At 65.3% G+C, this 20,764-nt stretch carries 6 protein-coding genes; 3 read left to right on the forward strand and 3 right to left on the reverse strand.

The window, feature by feature from the left end:
* Positions 1 to 46: 46 nt before the first annotated feature.
* The gene (locus HBE63_RS27240; protein WP_166907895.1) at positions 47 to 1,882 is read right to left on the reverse strand and encodes an acyl-CoA dehydrogenase; all 1,836 of its coding nucleotides are present in this window, start codon (positions 1,880 to 1,882) and stop codon (positions 47 to 49) included.
* Between the two features lie 234 nt (positions 1,883 to 2,116).
* On the opposite strand from HBE63_RS27240, the gene HBE63_RS27245 reads away from it, so the two are divergent.
* Positions 2,117 to 3,196, forward strand: coding sequence for a dihydrodipicolinate reductase (locus HBE63_RS27245; protein ID WP_166907897.1), 1,080 nt, complete (start codon positions 2,117 to 2,119; stop codon positions 3,194 to 3,196).
* 9 nt (positions 3,197 to 3,205) lie between these two features.
* Here the strand turns inward: HBE63_RS27245 and HBE63_RS27250 are convergent, their stop codons facing one another.
* Complete coding sequence (locus HBE63_RS27250; protein WP_166907899.1) at positions 3,206 to 4,315, reverse strand: transporter substrate-binding domain-containing protein; 1,110 nt, start codon at positions 4,313 to 4,315, stop codon at positions 3,206 to 3,208.
* 548 nt (positions 4,316 to 4,863) lie between these two features.
* On the reverse strand, positions 4,864 to 15,972 hold the full coding sequence (locus tag HBE63_RS27255; RefSeq protein ID WP_166907901.1) for a type I polyketide synthase: 11,109 nt from the start codon (positions 15,970 to 15,972) through the stop codon (positions 4,864 to 4,866).
* Between the two features lie 247 nt (positions 15,973 to 16,219).
* Here HBE63_RS27255 and HBE63_RS27260 point away from each other — a divergent pair, with 247 nt between their 5' ends.
* Both HBE63_RS27260 and HBE63_RS27265 read left to right on the forward strand, forming a co-directional pair.
* Entirely contained in the window at positions 16,220 to 17,641 is a 1,422-nt protein-coding gene (locus HBE63_RS27260) for a condensation domain-containing protein (RefSeq protein ID WP_166907903.1), read from the forward strand.
* A 67-nt stretch (positions 17,642 to 17,708) separates the two neighbouring features.
* Positions 17,709 to 20,699: an RND family transporter gene (locus HBE63_RS27265; RefSeq protein WP_166907905.1), complete on the forward strand. Its 2,991-nt coding sequence runs from the start codon at positions 17,709 to 17,711 to the stop codon at positions 20,697 to 20,699.
* Positions 20,700 to 20,764: the final 65 nt, after the last annotated feature.

Here is a 20,764-nt window from a genome sequence, read left to right on the forward strand (position 1 = left end):
CAAAATCGCCCCCGGGGTGACCCGGGGGCGATTTCGTACGAGCTTCTTAGAACGCAGCCTCGTCGAGCTCCATCACCTCGTTGTCGAGGGTCTCGATGACCTGACGGGTGCTGGTCAGCAGCGGCAGCATGTTCTTGGCGAAGAACGATGCGGCAGCGATCTTGCCCTCGAGGTAGGTGCGGTCGTCGCCACTGGCGCCGGCGTCGAGCTTCTCGATGGCCACCGCGGCCTGGCGGGCCAGCAGCCAGCCGAGCAGCAGGTCGCCGACCGACAGCAGGAAGCGCACCGAGCCGAGGCCCACCTTGTAGATGCTGGCGGCGTCTTCCTGGGCGGCCATCAGGTACCCGGTGAGGGTGGCGGCCATGCCCTGCACGTCGGTCAGTGCGGTGCCCAGCAGCTCACGCTCGGTCTTGAGGCGGCCGTTGCCGGTCTCGTTCTTGATGAACTGCTCGATCTCACCGGCCACGAACGCCAGCGCCTGGCCTTTGTCGCGGACGATCTTGCGGAAGAAGAAGTCCTGCGCCTGGATGGCGGTCGTGCCCTCGTACAGCGAGTCGATCTTGGCGTCGCGGATGTACTGCTCGACCGGGTAGTCCTGCAGGAAGCCGGAACCACCGAAGGTCTGCAGGCTCTCGGTCAGCTTCTCGTAGGCGCGCTCGGAGCCGACACCCTTGACGATCGGCAGCAGCAGGTCGTTGACCTTGTGGGCCAGCTCGCCCTCGATGCCGTGCACGGCCTGGGCGACCTCGACATCTTGGAACGTTGCCGTGTAGATGTACAGCGCGCGCAGCCCCTCGGCGTAGGCCTTCTGGGTCATCAGGCTGCGACGGACGTCGGGGTGATGGGTGATGGAGACACGCGGAGCGGTCTTGTCCATCATCTGGGTCAGATCGGCGCCCTGGATGCGCTCCTTGGCGTACTCCAGAGCGTTGAGGTAGCCGGTCGACAGGGTGGCGATGGCCTTGGTGCCCACCATCATTCGGGCCTGCTCGATCACGTCGAACATCTGCGCGATGCCGTTGTGGACCTCGCCCACGAGCCAGCCGACGGCGGGGGTGCCGTGCTGACCGAAGGTCAGCTCACAGGTGGTGGAGACCTTCAGGCCCATCTTGTGCTCGACATTGGTGACGAAGGCACCATTGCGCTCGCCCAGTTCGCCGGTCTCATGGTCGAAGTGGAACTTCGGTACGAAGAACAGCGACAGGCCCTTGGTGCCCGGGCCGGCACCCTCGGGGCGGGCCAGCACCAGGTGCATGATGTTCTCGAACAGATCATCGGAGTCGGCAGAGGTGATGAAGCGCTTCACACCGTCGATGTGCCAGGTGCCGTCCTCCTGCTTGACGGCCTTGGTGCGGCCGGCGCCGACATCGGAGCCCGCGTCGGGCTCGGTCAGCACCATGGTGGCGCCCCAGCCGCGCTCGGCGCCCAGTACCGCCCACTTCTTCTGCTCTTCAGTGGCGTTGTTGTAGAAGATCTCGCACATGCCCGCGCCCATCGCGTACATGTAGGCCGCGGGGTTGGCGCCGAGGATGTGCTCGATCAGCGCCCACTGAAGGGCGCGAGGCACCGGCATGCCGCCGAGCTCTTCGGAAAGGCCGACCTTGTCCCAGCCGCCGTCGAGGAGCGCACGCATCGACTTCTTGAAGGACTCGGGCAGCGCGACGCTGTGAGTCTTGGGGTCGAACACCGGGGGATTGCGATCACCGTCGGCGAATGACTCGGCGATGGGGCCTTCGGCCAGTCGGGCGATCTCCGCGAGCATCTCACGAGCCGAATCCTGGTCGAGATCCGCAAACGCGCCGGTGCCGAGCACCTTGTCGATGCCGAAGACGTCGAACAGGTTAAAGACCTGGTCACGGACATTGCTCTTGTAGTGGCTCACTTTTCCTCCTTGTGGAATGCCACCTGAGGTTGGGTACTTTGGATAAGTTACCCACCAGTAACTGCGGCCAACTATACCGTTCAGTAACTTCAACGCAAAGAAACTCTGAGCAATTTCTGGAAGCTAACCAACCCAGTGGTTGATCGAGCCTTGTACCTCTCGCCGCGAACGGCTTTGACCTGCCATTTTCGGATACTGTGAGGATAGTCACCAACTGTCCACTAGGGTGGCCCGATGCGTCGAATTGCGGTGTGGGGTACCGGGAACATGGGTGCGACGGCCATCAGGTCGGCCACGGGATTCCCTGGACTGGAACTGGCTGCAGTCATCACGTCATCTGAGGACAAGGCTGGTCGTGACGCCGCGACGTTCGCCGAGCTCGACGCCCCGACCGGCGTCACCGCGACCACCGATGTCGACGCCGCGCTCGCCCAGTGCGATGCGGTTGCCTATATGTCCTCTGGCGATATCCGTCCGGAGGAGGCCATCGCCGAGATCGAGCAATGCCTGCGTGCGGGCAAACAAGTGGTGACGCCGTCTCTGTATTCGCTCTACGACCCGGCCTCGGCTCCCGCGGAGTGGGTCGAGCGGCTCACCGACGCCGCGGTGGCCGGTAACTCGGCACTTCTGGTCAGCGGCGTGGACCCGGGCTGGGGCAACGACGCCCTGGCGGTGATCGCGGCCGGGCTGTGTACCCGGATCCGCACCATCCGGTGCCAGGAAATCTTCGACTACTCCACCTATAACCAGCCCGAGGCCGTGCGGCTGCGGTGTGGTTTTGGAGGGTCGATGGACGAGACGCCGATGATGTTGCTGCCGTCGATCCCCACCATGGTGTGGGGCGGCAATGTGCGGCTGATCGGCCGCGGGCTGGGCCTGGAGATCGACGACATCACCGAGACGGTCGAACGGTTGCCGCTCACCGAGGCCGTCGACAACGTCATGGGCCGGTTCGAGGCCGGCACTCAGGGCGCGTTCCGACTCCAGGTCATCGGATGGGCCAACGGCGTCGAGCGGGTCGTCATCGAGCACATCACCCGCATCGACCCGGCCTGTGCCCCGGACTGGCCGGAGCCCGACGAGGGCGTCGGCGACCATCGCGTCATCATCGACGGCGATCCGCAGCTGACCATGGTGGTGCGCGCCGACGTGCCGGGCGGGACTCGCGCGGACGGCGGCAACACCACTGCGGCCAACCGCCTGCTCGGCGCGATCGACTGGCTGGCCACCCAGAAGCCCGGCATTTACGACGGCCTCGACGTGCCGTTGCACCCGCCGCTGCCTGCCGAGGTCGAGGCCACCCGCTGGATCTGACGGACCTGTTCAGCTGGCGCCGGCGGCAGTCGCGACGTCGTCGCCGAACCACTTCTCTTTGATCAAGTTGTAGGTTCCGTCCTCGCGCATGCGGAATAGGGCTTGGTTGATCGGTCTGCGTAGCGGGCTGTTGGTGCTGACGACAAAGCCTTGGTTCTCGTCTTGGAACACTGGGCCGGCCGTCACAGCAACGCCTTCGCCACGGTGAGCGACGTAGTAACGCAGCACGGGCGCATCGAAAACGACTGCGTCGTAGCCTTCTTCACGCAATAAGTGGTACGAGTCCTCGATAGTGGACGTCTCGGTGGCCTCGATGCCCATCGAGTGAAGGAAATCCGCTGCCGTCGTCCCTCTCACCGTAGCTACAGACTTCTCATAAAGATCAGCCGGGCCGGTAATTTTGGCATCGAGCTTCGCCACGGTCAGGGTGGCGCTGAGGTTGGCCGAGTAAAACGACACGAATACGATTGCGGCAAAACCCCATAGGATGGCCAGTGCTTTGGTAACCGTTTGTGTTGCCGATGTGCTCTGGCGTCCTACCAGCGAACCTATTCCCCAGCCGAACGCCTGGAAAATGCCCGGGAAGTACGATCGAGACACCACAGGCTTCTCGTCGCGTCGCCGCTCCACCAGCCAGAAAGCATGGGCCGGAATCACACTGACCACCACCGCCGCAGTAAGCCACACCAGCATTGTGCGCGACAGCAGCAGATCGAGGTAACCGCCCAACCCCGGCACCGACGGCCTGGTGTCCTGCACTGGGACGATGATCTGCAAGCCTGCGTCCAGAGTCGGTTGGGTGAAATCGAACGACCGTTCGCGCTGCGCGGTGAGTGAAACTCCACCGACGGCGACGCCGGCGCGTCCGGTAGCCACCGACGCCAACTGCCCGCGAACATCATCGGTGATGAGGTACTCGGTGGTCCATCCCACGCGTTTGGCAATTTCATCCCACAGATCGATACTGAACCCGGTGAGTTCGCCACTGCTGGTTCGCATTACAAACGGCTCCAACGGATGGACCACAACTTTTACCGTCTCTGCTGCTGAGCCCGGGTTGGTGGGGGGCGCAGGCTCGGCAGCAACCCGCGCGGCAAACGTAGGTGCCAGCGTCAGCATGGACACGATAATTGTGACCGCCGCCAATCCAAGGCACCGCCGTGTCAGCACACTACCTATCCTTCCTACGCTGGTGAGCGGCATTGCGACCACAATGAGATCCCGACGGTCCCATCACGGTGTCTTCCGCCACGCCGGTGAACTGCTTATCGAGAACATCCGACGCCCAATTCGCTATACCCGGCCGGCACTGAATGCACTAGTGCTGGGTGATCTGCCCAGTTCCCACCTCCGCACCTTAGCTACCGCCGACTTCACGACATGCGCTGTCACCAACATCCGAGCTGACACTACCGACGAGACTCCCAGTCAGCCGATGCGGCCGCTCGCCGTCAGACTGCGACGGCCGACCTCGGCTGCACCTGGGGCCTTCCGACTGAGCCTCTTCTGCCAGGCAGACGCACTCACTGGCGTTGGCGCTCATGCAGGGGAGGAACTGCTGGCGCTATTGGCTTTCCCGTGACGAATTCACTAGGGGTCAGATGAGAAGACGCGGCGGTACCCGAAAATAGGCATTCTCGGGTACCGCCGCGTCTGGTCGCGTGAATTCAGCTTTCCGTGGCGGAGGCGGGTTCCGTCTCCGCCCGCGGTGATCCCGGATCGGCCGGCGCCTCAGCCTCAGCCTCGCCCTGCGGCTCCTCGGACGGTGCCTCCGCTGACTCGGTTGATGATTCCGCCGGCGACTCCGCATCGGGCAGCTGACCGACCAGATACTCGGCCAGCCCTCCGATGGTCGGGTAGTCGAAGACTGCCGTCGCGTTGAGTGTGAACTTGCCGCCGAACTGAGTGTGCAGCCGGTTGCGGAGTTCGATCGCCATCAGCGAGTCCGTGCCGAGATCCAGGAAGCGGCTGGTCGCGGCCGGCGGTGAGGCGAGCCGCAGGAAGTTCTGCACCTCCTTCTGCAGGAACTCGGTCACGAACCCGGCACGCTGCGGCACCGGGATCTCGAGCAGCTGCTTGAGAACCTCGCTGTCGCCGATGACTTCACCGACGGCACTCGGCAACACCAGGTCGAGGATCGGTGGCCGCTGACTGCCCAGCACCTTCGCGGCACGCTGCCAGTTGGCCTTGATGACGGCCGCCTGGCCGGTCCCATTGGCGACGACCTCGGCCAGAGCCGCAAGTGCCGCTGAGGGATCCAACGGAATCAGGCCCTGGGCACTGATATTGGCGGTCGCCGCCTCCGAGGAAGCCATGCCGCCCTGACCCCAGGGACCGAAGTTGATACCGGTGGCCGGCAGGCCCTGCGCCCTGCGTTGCGCGATCAGACCGTCGAGCAACGCATTGGCCGTCGCGTAGTTGGACTGCCCGGGTGAACCGAACAAGCTGGACACCGAGGAGGACACGATGAAGAAGTCCAGCTCGTCGTCCTTGGTCAACCGGTCCAGGTGCGTGGCACCGAAGGCCTTGGGCGCCAATGTCGTCTGGAACCGCTCCACACTCTGCTGACCCAGCAGCGCATCGTCGAGCACGCCCGCCAGATGTACCACACCGGCCAGTGGAGAGATCTCCGCCCGGATCCGCTCCAGCAGCTTCGCCACCTCGGATTCCTCGCCGACATCCGCGGTGAAGACGTGGATACGGGTCTTGTATCGCTCGGTGATCTCCTCGATCAACTTCTGCGCGTCCGTATCGGGCGCGCGCCGGCTGGTCAACACAATGTCGCCGGCACCGAGTTGGGCGAGGTAGGACGCCGTGTGTAGACCGATCGCGCCGAGACCGCCGGTGATCAGATAGCTCCGATCAGGCTGCGGCTGCAGCGGATTCGGAATTTGCACCACGATCTTGCCGATGTGCCGCGCCTGCTGCATGCGGCGGAACGCGGCCCTCGCCTCGGTGAGCGGGTAGATCTCCGCCGGCAGCGGCGTCCACTCGCCGTTGGCCAATCCCTGCGACACCTCGGTGAGCAAGTCGCGAATGCGATCGGGCTCGGTGAACATCACCGTGTCCAACGCGACGATCTCGTAGGCGATGTCGGGCCTGGCCTCGGCCATCTTCTCCGCTGGCCAGATGTCGCGCTTGGCGATCTCGGCGAAGCGGCCATCCTTGGCGGTGGCCTTCAGCGTCGCCTCGATGAAGCCCTCGCTTGTCAAGCTGTTGAGCACCACGTCCACGCCCGCGCCGTCGGTGTCCGCCAGGATCTGATCGGCGAAATCCGTTGTGCGGGAATCGTAGACATACTTCACGCCCAGCTTGCGCAGGGTTGCGCGCTTGAAGGTGCTGGCCGTGGCGAACACCTCGGCCCCGAACTGCTGGGCCATCTGGACCGCCGCCAATCCGACACCACCGCTGGCGGCGTGGATGAGCACCTTGTCACCGGGCTTCAGTTGCGCCCAGTCGAACGACAGTCTGACTGTCAGCGCAGCGGCCGGAATGGTCGCGGCTTCCACCGCGCTCACCCCGTCCGGGATCGGCGCCAGGAACTGGGCAGGCACGTTGAACCGGCTGGAGAATGCGCCCTGCATGGAGCCGTACACGCGCTGGCCCACCTCGACCCCGGTGACACCCTCGCCCAATTGCGTGACGACACCGGCGAAGTCACCACCGATCGGTCCGGGATCGCCCGGGTAGAGGCCCAGGACGTTGAGGACGTCACGGAAGTTGAGGCCCGCGGCCTCGACCCGCACCTGCACGTAACCCTCGTCCGGCGCCGGCACGTCCTTCTCGGTGATCCGCAGGTTGTCGATCGCACCGCGTTCGGTGGGTGCGAGGACGTAATCGCTCCCGCGCGGCACCGTGAGATGCCCGCTGCGGGCCCACGGCAGCAGCCGAGAGGCCAGCAGCTTGCCCTGCCGCACAGCGATCTCCGGCTCCTCGACCGGGCTGGCGATCAAACTCGCCAGCGCCTGTACGGCCTCCGGTGAGCCGTCGGTATCGATGAGCTTGGCGCGCAACGCCGGTTCTTCGTTGATCGTGGTGCGCCCGAATCCCCACAGCGCCGCCTGTACCGGATCCACCGGCTCACCCGATTCGGTGGCCACGGCGCGTTCGGTGACGATCCACAACCCATGTGGAAGTTTCACGCTGCCGCTTTGTGAACCGCCCTGCACCGTGTGCACAGCGCTCAGCAGATTCTCGATCTCGGTCTCGAGGCGTGCGGTTGCGTCGGCGCCTGTTTCCTGTGCGCTCGGCGCGGTGGCGCGCCAGACGACACCGGAGAAGGGCAGGCCACGCTCGGCAGCCTGTGCCAGTACCTGTCCCAGGAGTTCCGGATCGGCGTTCCGGTTGAGCGGGATGCAGCCCGGCACCTTGGCGGCGAGTTCGTCGAATCCGGCGACCAGCCAGGTGCCACTTGCATTCTCGGCACCAGGCTCGGAGGGCGGCACCGGTACCTCATGCCAGCCCAGGGTGTAGAGAAGCCGGGTGGCGTCGCCGCCGAGGCCACGCAGCAACGCTTCGCGGGGTGCGCGCTTGACCGTGAACTCGCGAACACCACCCAGGTGACGGCCATCTCGATCGATGTAGTCGAGATCGAAGACCTGGGTTTCGTTATTGAGCTCGGCCTCGTGCCACCTGGCCCGGCAGTAGAACCGCCGAGGCATCTTCTCCTTCAACGTCACCTGCCCGTACCGCAGCGGCAGGAACAGATCGTTGATGCCCTGCTCGGCCGCGAGCAGCGCCGGGAACGCCGGGAAGGCGACGCCCGTGCACAGGTCCATCAGGACCGGGTGCATCGGCTCGGTTCCGAGTTGTTCGGCGAGTTCCTCGCCGACCAGGATGTCGCCGATCGCCTCGCCCTCACCGAGCCACAGCGACTTCAGAGAACCGGACCAGTTCGGGCCCCACGACAGTTCCAGGTCGGAGAAGGTCTCGAACAGCTCCTGCGGGCGCATGCGGTTCATGCGCTCGATTGCTTCGTCGACCGGATCGCTCTCCGGAGCCGTCTCGTCCGTCTCCTCGACGCCGGCGACCACGGTGCCTTCGGCATTCAGCGACCAATCGACGTCGCGTTCCCCGTAGGGACGGCTGTGCACCTGGAACTTCCACCCACCGCCGTCGTCCAGCGGGTGCAGCGTCAGCTGCACTTCGCGAGAACTCTTCTCGGGCAGAATGATCGGCTCGTAGAAGAAGACGTCTCTGGCCCGAGCCGGGGTGCCGACCGCGGCCAGCGCCATCGCGGCGTACGTCGCGCCGGGGACGACGACGGTGCCGTAGATGACGTGATCGGACAGCCACGGCTGGGATTTGACGGACAACCTGCTGGTGTAGACCGAATCGCCGGACGCGAGATCCTTTGCACTGCCCAGGATTCCGGAGGAAGCGGCCGACCCTACCCCGCCGTCCATGGCGATTCCGGCCGACTTGGGCCAGAAGCGGCGGTGCTGGAACGGATATGTCGGCAACTCGACCTTGTGGCCAGGCTGACGCTGCACCGCGGCGAAGTCGGGTCGGTGTCCGCCGACGTAGGCCGCAGCCAGCGCGTCGGCGACCTGGCGCCGATCCCCGACGCCCTTGCGCAGGGAGACGATCGCGCGCGGTGCGGCCAGATGCTCGGGCCATACCTGCACCGCCGCGCTGGTCAGCACCGGTTGCGGACCGATCTCCATCAGTATCGAGCAGCCCAGCGCCGCGGCCGTACGCACGCTTTCCGAGAACTGCACGGGCTGACGCGAATGCCGGCGCCAGTACTGAGCGTCGAGCGGAGTCTGGGCCGTCAGGATGGCTCCGGTGCGGTTGCAGACCAGGGGGAGCGTCGGTGCCGCGTACTGCACCTGCGCCGCGTACGCCTCGAATTCATCGAGCACCGGATCCAGGAGTTCCGAGTGGAATGCGTGGCTGGTCTGCAGCCAGGTGCAGCGGATCCCCTCGTCACCGAACCGGGTGACGATCTCTTCGAGGTCATCACCCGGGCCCGAGAGCACGGTGTTGGGCCCGTTGTAGGCGCCGACCGACACCCGGGGGAATTTGTTGGCGATCTCCTCGACGTGCTTGGGGTCGGCGAATACCGCCACCATCCGCCCGCCTTCGGGCAGGCTGCCGAACAGTCGGCCGCGCTCGGCCATCAGCCGGGCACCGTCCTCCAAGCTGAAGACCCCGGCGACGCATGCCGCTGCGTACTGGCCGACGCTGTGGCCCAATACGACATCGGGTTCGATGCCCCATGACTGCCACAGCCGCGCCAGACCCATCTCGACGGCGAAGAGCGCCGGCTGCGCATAGGACGTGTCCCGCAGGCTTTCTGCGGCGCCGCTGCCGGTGGCGAACATCACCTCAAGCAACGGACGCGGCAGCATGCTCTGGATCGCGTCGGCGCACCGCGTCACAGTCTCGGCGAAAACCGGCTCCGTGTCGAACAACTCACGTGCCATCCCCGGGTACTGGCTGCCCTGCCCGGTGAACAACCATGCCGTTGTCGGCTGGTTCGTGTGCTCGCCACGCACCACACCCGGTCGCGTCCGGTTGTCGGCCAGGTCGGCCAGACCCTGGCGCGCCTCCTCGATCGAATCCACGACCAGCGCAGCTCGATGCTCGAAGTGCGACCGCCCGGTTCCGGCGGTCAGGCATACGTCGGCGAGGTCGGCGTCCGGATGGGCACTCAGCCACCCTTCGTAACGCTGTGCCAGCGCCACGAGGGCTTCCGGTGACCGCGCGGACAGCGCCAGCACAGCCACCTGCTCGGCCGCAGCCGACGACTCCGTCACGACCTCGTCGGCCGGGTGCTCCTCGGCGACGACCGGTCGCGCGGGCGCCTCCTCGATCAACACATGGGCGTTCGTGCCGGTGAACCCGAACGAGCTCACACCGGCGCGGCGCGGCCGGCCGTTGGTCTGCCAGGGGGTCGCCTTGTCCACGACCTGCACCGGCAGTGAATCCCACGGGATGTGCGGCGACGGGTTTTCGAAGTGCAGGCTCTGCGGCAGCACTTCATGCTGCAACGACAACACGACCTTGATCAGACCCGCTGCCCCCGAGGCTGATTCGGTGTGACCGATGTTGGTCTTCACCGACCCCATCAGCAACGGCCGGTCGGCATCGCGCGACGTGCCGTAGGCGGCGGCAGCCGCCTGGACCTCGATCGGATCGCCGAGCGGGGTTCCCGTCCCGTGCGCTTCGAGGTAGTCGACGTCCCCGCCGGTCCAGCCGGCGCGGGCCAGCGCCATTCCGATGAGCCGTTGCTGTGCACCACCATTGGGCACGGTCAAGCCGCTGGACGCACCATCCTGGTTCACGGCGCTGCTGGGGATGACCGCGGCGATCCGGTCGCCGTCGCGCTCCGCGTCACTCAGCCGCTTGAGCACGAGAACACCGCAGCCCTCACTGCGTACGTAGCCGTCCGCGGACGCGTCGAAGGTCTTGCACCGCCCGACTGGGGAGAGCATGCGTGCGCGGGATGCGGCGACGACCGTCACCGGAGAAAGGAGGACGTTCACGCCGCCGGCCAACGCCAGGTCGCAATCGCCGGAGTGCAACGCCTGGCAGGCCTGATGGATCGCCACCAACGCCGAGCTGCACGCGGTGTCGACTGCCATTGCCGGGCCTTCGAATCCGAGTGCGAAGGCAACCCGGCCGGAGATGGCATTGAGGGCATTGCCGGTGATGAAGTACGGCTCGATCTTGTCGATCGACTCCGACGACAGCAGGTGCGCGTACTCGTTGGCGGCCACCCCGGCGAACACGCCGGTCCGGCTGCCGCGCAACGCGGCCGGCGAGTACCCGGCCCGCTCCAGGCCCTCCCAGACCGTTTCGAGCATCAGGCGCTGCTGCGGCTCGATCCAGACCGCCTCACGCGGGGAGATGCCGAAGAACTCGGGGTCGAATCCGTCGATGCCGTCGAGGAATCCGCCGAACCGCGTGTAGGTCTTACCCGCTGTGTCGGGATCCGGGTCGTAGAACTCGTCGATGTCGAATCGGTCTTCGGGAACTTCCCGGATGGCGTCGACGCCGCCGGACAGCAAGTCCCAGAAGGCTTCCGGGTTGGGAGCGCCGGGGAAGCGGCACGACACGGCGACGATCGCGATGGGCTCGTCGGTGCGCGCTGTCGCGGCTGCCGGTTGCGGCGCCGGTTTGGCCTGCTCGTTGAGACCGAGCACGTCGCCGAGCAGGTATTCGGCCACGTCGGAGATCCGGGGGTGATCCATCACCAGCGTGATGGGGATCTCCGCGCCTACTCCCTGTTCAATGCGGCGGCGCAGTTCGACGGCCATCAGTGAATCCATGCCGAGGTCGAAGAACCCGGCGTCCTCACGGATCTCCGATGAGTCCACCCGCGTCACCTCTGCCACCGCGTCGCGCAGGTGGTCGGTCAGGAGCTTTTTGCGCTGCTGCACAGGAGCATTGGTCAGGCGCTCGACCAGCTGCGTCTTTCCGGATGCAGTGGTGGGCGCGGCGTCCGAAAGTTGTGCCGGTACCTCACGCTCCAGCTCTGCCAGGAATCCACGCCGGCCCGCCTGCTGGTACAGCGGCAGGAAACGGCTCCAGTCGATCCGGGCCACGATTCCTTGTGCCGGACCCTGCGCCGAGGATGCCGCTACGACGTCGGCCAGCCCGGCCAGTGCATCGGCGGGTGGCAGTGTCCGGACACCACGCTGATCCAGCCGCGCACGAGACTCCGCGTCGGCCATGCCGGCGGCCCATGGACCGAAGTTGACACTGGTCCCCGGGATGTTCAGCTCGCGCAGTCGCCAGGCCAGGCCGTCGAGGAAGGCGTTCGCCGCACCGTAGGCGGTCTGACCGTATCCGCCCCAGACCGAGGCGATCGACGAGGTGCTGATGAAGAAGTCGAGCTTCGCCTCTGCCGCTGCTTCACTCAAATGCCAGGCGCCCCAGACCTTCCCGGCAAAGACGCGATCCACCTCGTCGTCGTCCAGGTTGCCCAGTGGGGTGGTGCCGAGCTCGCCCGCGGCGTGCACGATACCCGCGAGCGGCGGCAGCTCGGCAGCGACGGTCTTCAACAGGCGTGCGACGTCGTGCGCATCGGCGACGTCGGCAGTCACCGCCCGGATGTCGCAGTTGTGCTGGTCTCCGACTGCGGTGATGCGTTGCGCGGCGGCCTCGCTGGGTGCGCGACGGCTGGTCAGCACCAGGTGCTTGGCGCCGTGCGCGGCCAGGTATCCGGCGATCTCCAGGCCAATCGACCCCAGTCCGCCGGTCACCAGATACGTTGCGTCACCACGCACTTCCAGGGGTGTTCCGCTCGGCAGGTCCTCCCGGCGGACCAGCCGGGGGACATAGACCGCTTGATCGCGCAATGCGATCTGGTCTTCCCGCCGGGCCGCGTCGGTCGACGTCGTGATCCGGTTGAGCAGAGCGGTCCACTCGCCGGCACTGCCTTCCGACAGGTCGGCAAGTCCGCCCCACAGTTGCGGGAGCTCCAGTGCCGCGGCGCGGCCGAATCCCCACAGGGCACTCTGTTCGGGCGCCACGGTGTCCGCATCGGCGACGTGCTGTGCGCCGCGGGTCACCAGCCAGATCGGAGCCCTGAGGTCGGCCTCGCCTGCGGCGCGGAAGAGACGTCGCGTTCCGCCCAGGATTTGGTGTTGCATCCGCAGCAGTGACCGCATCGAGGGCACGGTCTTGGATCCCGGCTCCCCCTCCAGGGCTGCCACGTGAAGGATGCGAAGTGTCGAACCGTCTGCAGCCGCAGCGCGCAACGCATCTGCCAGTTGATCGGTGTCTGCGTCGGACGTCGGCAGCGCGAGGAACCGATGCTGCTGCCCGCGTGAGGTCAGCGCGTCGACCAGTGGCTGGACCGCAGGGGATTGCTCACCGATGAGCAGCCAGGTGGACGACTCTGCGGAGTCCGCGGCTGACAGCGGAGTAACCGCCTTCTCCCAGCGGAACTCGTAGCGGTCGTCGGCGATGGACTCGGTCGATCGTTGGCGGTTGTGTTGCGCGGCAAGCTTGGTCAACACGTCCAGGGTCTGACCGTCGCCGCCCGCACCGTCGAGCAGGGTCGCGAGTTCCTCGAGGCGGCCGTCTTCGAGAAGGCGAACGGCCTGGGTGCGCGGACCGGCAACGTGCTGTCGTTGGTTGGGCTCTTCCCGATTGTCCCGATACCAGTACTGGCGATGCTCGAACGGGTAGGTGGGCAGATCGAGCTTCCGTGCGTTCGCGTGCCGGAACGCGTCGAATTCGGGCAGGTGGCCCAGGACATACGCATCGGCGACGGCCTCGGTGATCTGCCGCTGGTCGGAGGTGTTGCGGCGTAGTGACGCGATCACCCGCGGTGCGGTGGCCTGGTCGGGCCATGCCCCCAGGGCTGTGGCGGTGAGCACGGGCCGCGGCCCGATCTCGACCAGCAGCTTGCAGTTCATGTCGGCAAGGGTGCGCACGGTCTTGGCGAACTCCACCGGCTGGCGGGCGTGCCTGCGCCAATAGGCGCCATCGAGCTTCACGCTCCTGCCCAACGCCGCGCCGGTGCGGTTGTCGATCAGAATCCGTTGTGGTGCGTTGAAAGTGAAACGGTTTGCATACGATTCGAATTCGTCGAGGATCGGATCCAGCAGCGCGGAGTGGAATGCGTGGCTGGTTTCGAGCCAGTCGCATCGCACGCCGTCAGCGGTAAGTCTGGCGACCGCCCTCTCCAGTTCCGCCGCGGGCCCCGACAGCACCGTGTTGGCACCGTTGTAGGCGGCAACCGACAGCGTGGGGTAATCGTCGGTGAGGCTCTCCACCCGCTCGGCGGTGGTGAACACCGCGACCATGCGGCCCCCTGCGGGCAAGCTGCCGAAGAGGCGTCCTCGTTCGGCCATCAACAGGGCGCCGTCCTCCAGACCGAACACGCCCGCGACGCATGCGGCCGCGTACTGGCCGACGCTGTGACCCAGCACCACGTCGGGTTCGAATCCCCATGATTGCCAGAGCCGGGCCAGACCCATCTCCACCGCGAACAGGGCGGGCTGTGCGTAGGAGGTGTCGCGCAGCGTGTCCTCGGCGTCCAGATCGAAGATCACGTCCAGCAGGGGCTTGTCGAGCTTGTCGGCGATTGCCGCCGCGCAGCGCTTCAGCGTCTCGGCGAATACCGGCTCGGAATCGAACAGCTCCCGGGCCATACCGGCGTACTGGCTGCCCTGGCCGGTGAACAGCCAGGCCGTTTTGGGTTTGTCGTGGGATTCGCCGCGAATCAGGCCCGGCGCCGGGCGATCGTCGGCGAGCGCGCCGAGTAGTTCGATGGCGGATTCCCTCGTATCGACCACCATCGCTGCCCGGTGCTCAAGATGTGCCCGGCTGACCCCCGCGGTGTGGCACACGTCAGTCAGCGTGGCCTCGGGGTGAGCGCTCATCCAATCGCGGTACTGCTCAGCGACCTGCACCAATGCGGCGGGTGTGTGTGCCGAGAGGGGAAGGATGCCGAATCGATCCGGTCTGGGCTGCTCTACGGGGTCCGCTGCCGCCGGTTCGGGTGCTTCCTCCAGGATGACGTGGGCGTTCGTCCCGGCGAACCCGAACGAACTGACACCCGCGACGCGTGGCGTGCCGTTGCGCTCCCAGGGGGTGGCCTCTTTGACGACCTCCACCGCGAGCCGGTCCCACGGGATGTGCGGCGACGGGTTCTGGAAGTGCAGGTGCTGGGGTAGCAACTCGTTCTCGAGCGACAGGACGACCTTGATGACGCCCGCGATGCCGGCGGCGGCCTCCAGATGCCCGATGTTCGTCTTCGCCGAGCCCATCAACAATGGCTGCCCGGGTTCGCGTCCGGCGCCGAATGCCGCACCTGCGGCCTGGGCCTCGATCGGGTCTCCCAGCGATGTCCCGGTGCCGTGCGCTTCCAGGTAGCCGACCTCTTTGGGTTCGAGGCCGGAGCGCTTGAGTGCCTCAGCGATGACGCGCTGCTGAGCGACGCCGTTGGGCACCGTCAATCCACCCGACGCGCCATCTTGGTTGATCGCACTGCCACGGATCACTGCCCGGATGTGGTCACCGTCGCGGATGGCGTCCTCGAGGCGTTTGATGACGATGACACCGCAGCCTTCGCCGCGCACATAGCCGTCGGCGGCCGCGTCGAACGTCTTGCAGCGGCCGTCCGGTGCCAGCATATGCGCACTGGAGAAGGTGATCATGGTGGCGGGCGTGAGCAGGACGTTCGCACCGCCGGCCAGGGCGAGGTCGCATTCATTTAAGCGAAGTGCTTGGCACGCTTGATGGATCGCCACCAGCGACGAGCTGCACGCGGTATCGACGGCGACCGAGGGGCCCTGCAGACCTAATCGATAGCTGATTCGGCCTGCGGCCGCGGCATTCGACGTCCCGATGGCCATGTAGGCCTCGATCTCGGGGTAAGTCAGCTCGTCAGAAGCCATTCCGAGGTAGTCGTGGGTGGCCAGACCCACGAACACACCAGTGTTGGTGTCAGCCAATGCTGTTGGCGCGGTACCCGAGTGTTCCACCGCGCGCCAGGCGGTTTCCAGCAGGAGCCGATGCTGCGGGTCCATCAACCTGACCTCGCGCGTCGACATGCCGAAGAACGGCGCGTCGAATCCGGTTACGTCATCAACGAAACCCGCCCGGCGGGTAACCACCTTGCCTGGTACGCCGGGCTCCGGATCGAAGAATTCTTCGACGTCCCAGCGATCTTCGGGTACGTCCGAGATCCCTTCGCGTCCCGTCCGCAACAGGTCCCAGAAACCGTCGGCGTCTGGGGCCCCTGGAAAACGCGCAGCATAGCCAACGATGGCAAAGCGTGCGGTGTGTTCGTTCGGATGTTCAACGGAGTTCATACCGTTGTCCTCTCGCATCGGCGTGCAGAAATACACCTCCGCGCATCCCCCCGAAAGCGCTTGAAGATCAACCCGGACCACTATTGCATGCGAACCTGTGGCGCGCGCGACTCCCCTTGCCCGGTCAAACTTCCCTCGTCAAGCTCTCTGAGCGGTCTGGGGGGAACGACGGGTATGTTGATCCCCCGGGGGGTCCCGCCGGCCCGAGAGTGGCCGTGCGCAGAGCACTATTGGGAGGGCCTGAGTTTTGCGGATCGGTAAGATAACTGTTGGCGCACTTGATGAATGGTCGCTGAGTCCTGGCTCGGTGACCTCCTGGCATCCGACGGCCGCGGCTCAGGAAACAGCAAGAAACGCACCGGTCAGCCCGGTGCCGGTTAGCTACATGCAGGGCCAACATCTGCGTAATTACAGCCAGCGTAAAGCGGCGGGATTGAACTTCTCGCGACAGATCATCGCTAGCTGTGAGGTTGCTGGGCAATGTGATATCTCGGCCATGGATCACGCGGTGAACACCTACCTGCGCAGGCACGATACATTCCGGAGTTGGTTCAAAGAAGGCGATGACGGCCAATTCGTCAGGCATGCAATCGAAAACCCGTCCGATATCGAGTTTGTGCCGGTCAACCATGGCAACTTGACCGTCGACGAAATACACGGTCACGTGGTGGCCATACCGAATCCCCTGGAATGGGGCTGCTTTACGTTCGGAATCATCCAGAACGAGGAGCACTTCACTTTCTTTGCTGCCATGGATCACGTCCACGGAGACGCGACGTTGATCGGTACCACAATGATGGAAGCCAACGGAATGTATTCCGCGATGAGCGGCAGCGGTCAGGCCCTCACGCTTCCCGATGCCGGTAGCTTCGACGATTTCTGTATCCGCGAGCGTGAGTACACATCGGCGTTGACCCTGGACTCGCCGGGCGTGCGTGCCTGGCTCGACTTCGCCGAGAACAACCAGGACGGATTTCCGGAATTCCCACTGCCGCTGGGGAATCCGAATGAGTCGACCAGCAGCGCCTGGTCCACTGAGGTCCTGTTGGATCCGGCGCAGACGGAGCGTTTCGAGAGTGCATGCGCGGCAGCCGGCGCCCGCTTTGTCGGTGGGTTGTTTGCCTGTCTGGGCCTGGTGGAGCACGAGTTCACCGGTGCTCTCACGTATTACGGCCTCACGCCGAGGGATTCCCGCACAGCCGGCGACAATTTCATGACACAGGGTTGGTTCACCGGTCTGATACCGATCACCGTCCCGGTGGCGGCGGCCTCTTTCAACGACGCCGCCTGGGCAGCGCAGCAGTCTTTCGATTCGGGCCTGGACATGGCGAGAGTTCCGTATTACCGCGTGCTGGAGTTGGCGCCGTGGTTGAACTGGCCGCAGCCGAACTTCCCGGTATCGAACTTTCTGCACGGTGGAGCGGCGCCGCTCAACGCCATCCTCGCGGCGGGCGACATGGGGCTGGCGAACAACATCGGAATGTATCCGGACAACCGGTTCTCCTACCAATTGACGATCTATATCTTCCGGTACGGGGAGGGCACGGTCATGGCGATCATGCATCCCGACAATCCAGTCGCCGAGAAGTCGGTCACCCGCTATCTGGAGGCGATGAAGTCGGTGTCGTCACGAGTAGCTGACAGCGGTCACTGGGGCCGGGTCGCGTAGCGGAGAGCAAACATATGGTCATGGATTTTCCGCTTTGCTCCGCCTTCGAGGTGACGGTGAGAGCAACATGCGACGGTTAGCCGATTTTGTGGTGCGGTGGCCCTGGGCAGTGATCGGAGCCTGGGCCGCACTGCTGATCGCGCTACCGCTGACGTTCCCCTCCCTCGGCGCGATGGCCGAGAAGCACCCGCTCGCAATCCTCCCGGCGGATGCGCCGTCGAGTGTCACCGCCCAGAAGATGACCGAGGCGTTCCACGAATCGGGCAACAACAACCTGCTGTTGGTGGCCCTGATCAACGAGAACGGGCTGGGCTCCTCGGACGAGGCGACCTACCGCAAGCTGGTGGACGCGCTGCGCGACGACGTGACAGACGTCGAGAGCGTTCAGGATTTCATCGCCACCCCGCAACTGCGACAGTTCCTGACCAGCAAGGACAAGACCACCTGGGTGCTTCCGGTGGGTCTGGTGGGTGAGTTGGGCACGCCGCGGGCCATGGACTCGTTCAATCGGGTTTCCGACGTCGTCAAACTCAGTACGGCCGGCAGTCCGATGGCCGTGCACCTCACCGGTCCTGCGGCAACCGCTGCTGATCTCACCGTGGCGGGGGAGCACGATCGGCTCCCGATCGAGATCGCGATCGCCATCCTGGTCCTGGCCGTGTTGCTGTTGGTCTACCGCAGCGCTGTCACGATGCTGCTGCCGTTGATCACGATCGGGTCCTCCCTGCTCATCGCGCAGTCGCTGGTGGCGGGCTTTTCGCAACTGACCGGCGCGGGTGTCTCGAACCAGTCCGTCGTATTTCTGAGTGCGATCATGGCCGGTGCCGGCACGGATTACGCGGTCTTTCTGATCAGCCGATATCACGATTATCTGCGATCGGACCACGATTTCGACGAGGCCGTCCGGGCCGCGATGATGTCGATCGGGAAGGTGATCTCCGCATCTGCCGCGACGGTTGGCCTCACCTTCCTGCTGTTGAGCTTCACGAAGATGGGTGTGTTCAAAACGGTCGGGGTGTCGGCTGCGATCGGTATCGGCGTGGCGTATCTGGCCGGAATGACCCTGTTGCCGGCCATCCTGGCCCTGGTCGGTCCCCGCGGCTGGGTCAAGCCCCGGCGCGAGCTGACCGCCCGGTTCTGGCGGCGGTCGGGAATCCGCATCGTGCGCCGGCCGGTTCCGCATCTCGTCGCCAGCCTTCTGGTGTTGGCCCTGCTGGCCGGCGCCGCGATCTTTGCCCGCTACAACTACGACGATCGCAAGGTGGTGGCGGCGTCGGCGCCGAGTTCGATCGGGTACGCCGCGGTGGAGCGCCATTTCCCCATCGCCCAGTCCATTCCCGAATACATCCTCATCCAGTCACCGCACGACCTGCGCTCCCCGAGGGGTCTCGCAGACCTGGAGCAGCTGGCTTCGCGTGTCGCCCAGTTACCCGATGTGGGTCTGGTCAGCGGCATCACCCGGCCCCTGGGGGACGTACCGCCGGAATTCCGGGCGACCTTCCAGGCCGGCATCGTCGGCGACCGGCTGGCCGACGGTTCCACCCAGATCGACCAGCGTTCGAGCGACCTCAACCGACTGGCGACCGGGGCCGACACGCTGGCCGACAGCCTCGCTGACGTGCGCACCCAGATCAACCAGATTGCGCCCAGTCTCCAGAGTGCGGTCGATGCGTTCTCCTCCGCACGCACTGAATACGGTGGCGACAAGCTGGTGCGGGACGTCGACACCGCGGCCAAGCTGGTCGACAGCATCAACGCGTTGTCCAACTCCATGGGCGTCAACTTCGCTGCCGTCAAGAACATGTTCGCCTGGATCGGGCCGGTGCTGATGGCGTTGAACGGCAATGCGGTCTGCGATGCCAACCCCTCGTGCAGTGACAGCCGCATCCAGATGCAACGGCTCATGGACGAGAACCAGGACGGCAGCCTCGACCACATCAACGATCTGGCGCACCAGCTCCAGGGAGGCAGCGGGCAGACTCTCAACGCCACGGTGAAGAAGCTGAATGCGGCACTCGCCGGCGTCACCAAGGCGGCCAATGCCATGGGGATGAACAAGGCCGGCGGTCCCCAATCGGGCTTGAAGGACTTGCAGAGCGGTGCCAACCGCCTGGCCGGTGGAAGTCGTGAAGTGGCCGGTGGTGTGGACGAACTCGTCAAGCAGATCAAGGTGATCTCAGCCGGGTTGGACCAGGCCTCGGGATTTCTGCTGACGATGCGCAACGACGCGGCAGATCCGGCGCAGGCCGGGTTCAACATCCCGCCCGAGGTGCTGAACATGGAGGAGTTCAAGAAGGCCTCCGCGGCGTACGTCTCGCCAGACGGCAGGTCGGTGCGGTATCTGGTGCAGACGAAGCTCAACCCGTTCAGTCCCGAGGCCATGGATCAGGTCAACGAGATCCAGAACATCGCCCGGGGTGCGCAGCCGAACACCACGCTCGCCGACGCCTCGATATCGATGGGCGGTTTCCCCGCCGGGCTGCGGGATACCCGTGACTACTACCAGCAGGACATCCGGTTCATCATCATCGGGACCCTCGTCGTCGTCATGCTGATCCTGATGTTGCTGCTGCGTTCGATCGTCGCGCCGATCTACCTTGTCGCGTCGGTGGTGGTCTCCTACCTGGCTGCACTGGGCATCAGCGTCCTGGTGTTCCAATCGCTACTCGGCGAGCAATTGCATTGGAGCGTGCCGCCATTGGCCTTCGTGGTGCTGGTCGCGGTCGGAGCCGACTACAACATGCTGCTGGTGTCGCGAATGCGGGACGAGTCTCCGCACAGCATTCGGTACGGCATCATTCGCACACTGAGTTCGACCGGCGGGGTGATCACCGCAGCGGGCCTCATCTTCGCCGCCTCGGTTGCCGGTCTCATGTTCTCCAGCATCGGCATGGTGGTGCAGGGCGGCTTCGTGATCGGAGTCGGCATCTTGCTGGACACCTTCGTGGTGCGCACCATCACCGTGCCGGCCATCGCTGCGCTGATCGGCAAGGCCAACTGGTGGCCGTCGCGAATGGGTGATCAGAAATCGCTACGCACACCGGCAACCAGCGCGTGACCACCGCAGGAAGCGCGCACACGTGATGTATGGAAAACTCGAAACGAAGCAAATCGGGCAGGTGC

This window comes from Mycobacterium sp. DL440 (genome assembly GCF_011745145.1).
Lineage (GTDB): Bacteria > Actinomycetota > Actinomycetes > Mycobacteriales > Mycobacteriaceae > Mycobacterium.

What these genes read in the sequence shown, in the direction of transcription:
- HBE63_RS27245 (WP_166907897.1), top strand. Translation starts at nt 2,117, where the DNA reads ATGCGTCGAATTGCGGTGTGGGGTACCGGGAACATGGGTGCGACGGCC.
- HBE63_RS27250 (WP_166907899.1), bottom strand. Translation starts at nt 4,315, where the DNA reads ATGCTGACGCTGGCACCTACGTTTGCCGCGCGGGTTGCTGCCGAGCCT.
- HBE63_RS27255 (WP_166907901.1), bottom strand. Translation starts at nt 15,972, where the DNA reads ATGAACTCCGTTGAACATCCGAACGAACACACCGCACGCTTTGCCATC.
- HBE63_RS27265 (WP_166907905.1), top strand. Translation starts at nt 17,709, where the DNA reads ATGCGACGGTTAGCCGATTTTGTGGTGCGGTGGCCCTGGGCAGTGATC.